Below are 2930 nucleotides of genomic sequence, written 5' to 3' on the forward strand. Positions count from 1 at the left end.
CCCTCGACCATCGAGCGCCTGGCCCAGTCCTGGGTGCAGTTGCTGCAGGGCATTGTCCAGCAACCCCGGCAACGCCTGGGGGATCTGCCCCTGCTGGCGACGGCGGAGCAGAACAAGCTGCTGCATGAGTGGGCTCCGGCTTCGGTCGAGTTGCCGAGCGAGCACGGTGTGCATCAACTGGTCGAGGCCCAGGCGCGGAAAACCCCTGAAGCCAAGGCCCTGCTGTTTGCCGGGCAAAGCCTGAATTACCTGGACCTCAATGCCCGGGCCAACCGCCTGGCGCACAAGTTGATCGAACTGGGGGTAGGGCCTGAGGTTCGTGTCGGCGTGGCCATGCAGCGCACCCCGGAGATGGTCGTGGCGCTGTTGGCGGTGCTCAAGGCCGGTGGCGCCTATGTGCCGCTGGACCCGGATTATCCACAGGATCGCCTGGCCCATATGCTGCGCGACAGCCAGGCGCAGATCCTGCTGACCGAAAGTGCGTTGCTGTCGCTGCTGCCGGCTATTGAGTCCCTGCAAACCCTGCAACTGGATGCGCAACCGGGCTGGCTGGACGGCTATTCGCCGGAGAACCCGGCGCCGCGAGCGACCGCGGACAACCTGGCCTATGTGATCTACACCTCGGGTTCCACCGGCTTGCCTAAAGGCGTGGCGATTGCCCATCGCAACGTGCTGGCGCTGATCGACTGGTCGAGCCGGGTGTACAGCGCCGATGACCTGCAAGGGGTGCTGGCCTCGACCTCGATCTGCTTCGACCTGTCGGTGTGGGAGCTGTTCGTCACCCTGTCCAGCGGCGGTTTTATCGTCCTGGCGCGCAACGCCCTGGAGTTGCCGGAGCTGGTGGACCGCGACCGGGTGCGGCTGATCAATACCGTGCCGTCGGCGATTGCCGCCTTGCAGCGCAGCGGGCAGATTCCGCCCGGTGTGCGGATCATCAACCTGGCGGGGGAACCACTGAAGCAGGCGCTGGTGGATAGCCTGTACCAGCAACCGGGCCTGCAACACGTCTACGACCTCTACGGTCCTTCGGAAGACACTACTTACTCCACTTACACCCGCCGCGAAGCGGGTGGCCAGGCCAATATCGGCCGGGCCATCAGCAATACCCAGAGCTATATCTTGAGTCCGGATTTGCAGCCGGTGCCGGTGAGCAGCGCCGGCGAGTTGTACCTGGCCGGCGCGGGGGTGACCCGCGGCTACCTGGCGCGTCCGGGGCTGACCGCCGAGAAGTTCGTGCCCAACCCGTTCTCCTGCGACGGTGGCCGGGTCTACCGCACCGGCGACCTGACCCGCTATCGCGCCGATGGGGTGATCGAGTACATCGGCCGTATCGACCATCAGGTGAAGGTCCGCGGTTTCCGTATCGAACTGGGTGAAATCGAAGCGCGGCTGGTGCAGCAGGCCGCGGTGCGCGAGGCTTTCGTCCTGGCCCAGGACGGCGACAACGGCCAGCAGCTGGTGGCCTATATCGTGCCGAGCGAAACCACCGAGGCCGTCGAGGCCCAGGCCGCGCTCCGGGAAAACATCAAGGCGGCCCTGAAAGCGCATCTGCCGGACTACATGGTGCCGACCTACCTGCTGTTCCTCGACGCGTTGCCGCTGACGCCGAACGGCAAGCTCGACCGCAAGGCCCTGCCCAAGGTCGACGCGCAGCAGATGCAGCAAGTCTATGTGGCGCCGCAAAGCGAACTGGAGCAGCAGATCGCGGCGATCTGGGCCGATGTGCTGAAACTGGACCGGGTGGGCCTGAGCGACAACTTCTTCGAATTGGGCGGCCATTCCCTGCTGGTGGCCCAGGTCGTGACCCGGGTCAAGCAGCAGTTTGGCGTGGATATTCCGATCAGGTCGCTGTTCGGCGCGGAGAGCCTGTCGGCCTTTGTCGAGAAGGTTCAGGCCCTGCGGGAAACGACCTCTTCACTGCAGGATGAATTGGCTAAATCTTTGGAGGCCCTCAAACGTTTATCTCCTGATGATCTTGAAAAAATAATTTCTTAGGAGAGGTAGTACATGCAAGCTTTAATCGACTCGGTAGGCACGCTTTCTGCCAAAGAAAGAAAAGCCCTGGCGATTTTGCTTAAAGAAAAGGGCATCAACCTTTTTGGTATCGCTCCTATCTGCAGCCGCGGCGCCGATGAGGCGCCGGTTCTCTCCTATACCCAGGAAAGCCAGTGGTTCCTCTGGCAACTGGAGCCCGACAGCAGCGCCTACCACATCACCACGGCGTTGCGCTTGACCGGAGAGCTGGACCTCGACGCGCTGCGCCATGGGTTCGATAGCCTGATTGCCCGGCATGAAACCCTGCGTACTACCTTTTGCGAAGAAGACGGCATCGCGGTGCAGGTGGTTCATCCACCGGCGCCGCTGCACATCGAGGTCATCGATCTGCAAGCCGGCGGCCTGTCCTATGAGGAACAGCTCAATGCCCTGACCGACAGCAAGCGCCAGCCCCCCTTCGACCTGCGCAGCGGTCCGCTGCTGCGGGCCAGCCTGTTGCGAGTGGCGGCGGACGAACATGTGCTGGTGCTGACCCAGCACCATATCGTCTCCGATGGTTGGTCGATGGGGGTGATGGTCGACGAGTTGATCCAGCTCTACGCCGGCTACCGCCAGGGACGCAGGGTCAGCCTGCCGGACCTGCCGATCCAATACGCCGACTATGCCAACTGGCAACGGCAGTGGATGGACGCCGGCGAACGTGAACGGCAGCTGGGCTACTGGTTGCAGCAACTGGGCGGGGAGCAGCCGCTGCTGATGCTGCCCCTGGACCATGCGCGCCCGGCGATCCAGAGCTATCGCGGCGCGCTGTTCGACATCCCGCTGGGGGACGAACTGCGGGTCGCCCTCAAGCAACTGGCGCAGCGCGAAGGGGCGACCCTGTTCATGCTGTTGCTGGCCTCGTTCCAGGTGCTGCTGCACCGCTACAGCGGCCA

At 63.7% G+C, this 2930-nt stretch carries 2 protein-coding genes; both read left to right on the top strand.

Going from position 1 to position 2930, the window contains the following annotated elements:
* Window positions 1-1995 (top strand): amino acid adenylation domain-containing protein (locus PVZ80_RS11190; RefSeq protein WP_273863896.1); only part of this gene is annotated, 1995 nt, incomplete at its 5' end.
* Between the two features lie 12 nt (window positions 1996-2007).
* The coding region (locus PVZ80_RS11195) for a condensation domain-containing protein (protein ID WP_273863897.1) at window positions 2008-2930 on the top strand (923 nt) is incomplete at its 3' end.

This window comes from Pseudomonas sp. B3G-3 (assembly GCF_028640915.1).
Taxonomy (GTDB): domain Bacteria; phylum Pseudomonadota; class Gammaproteobacteria; order Pseudomonadales; family Pseudomonadaceae; genus Aquipseudomonas; species Aquipseudomonas chlororaphis_I.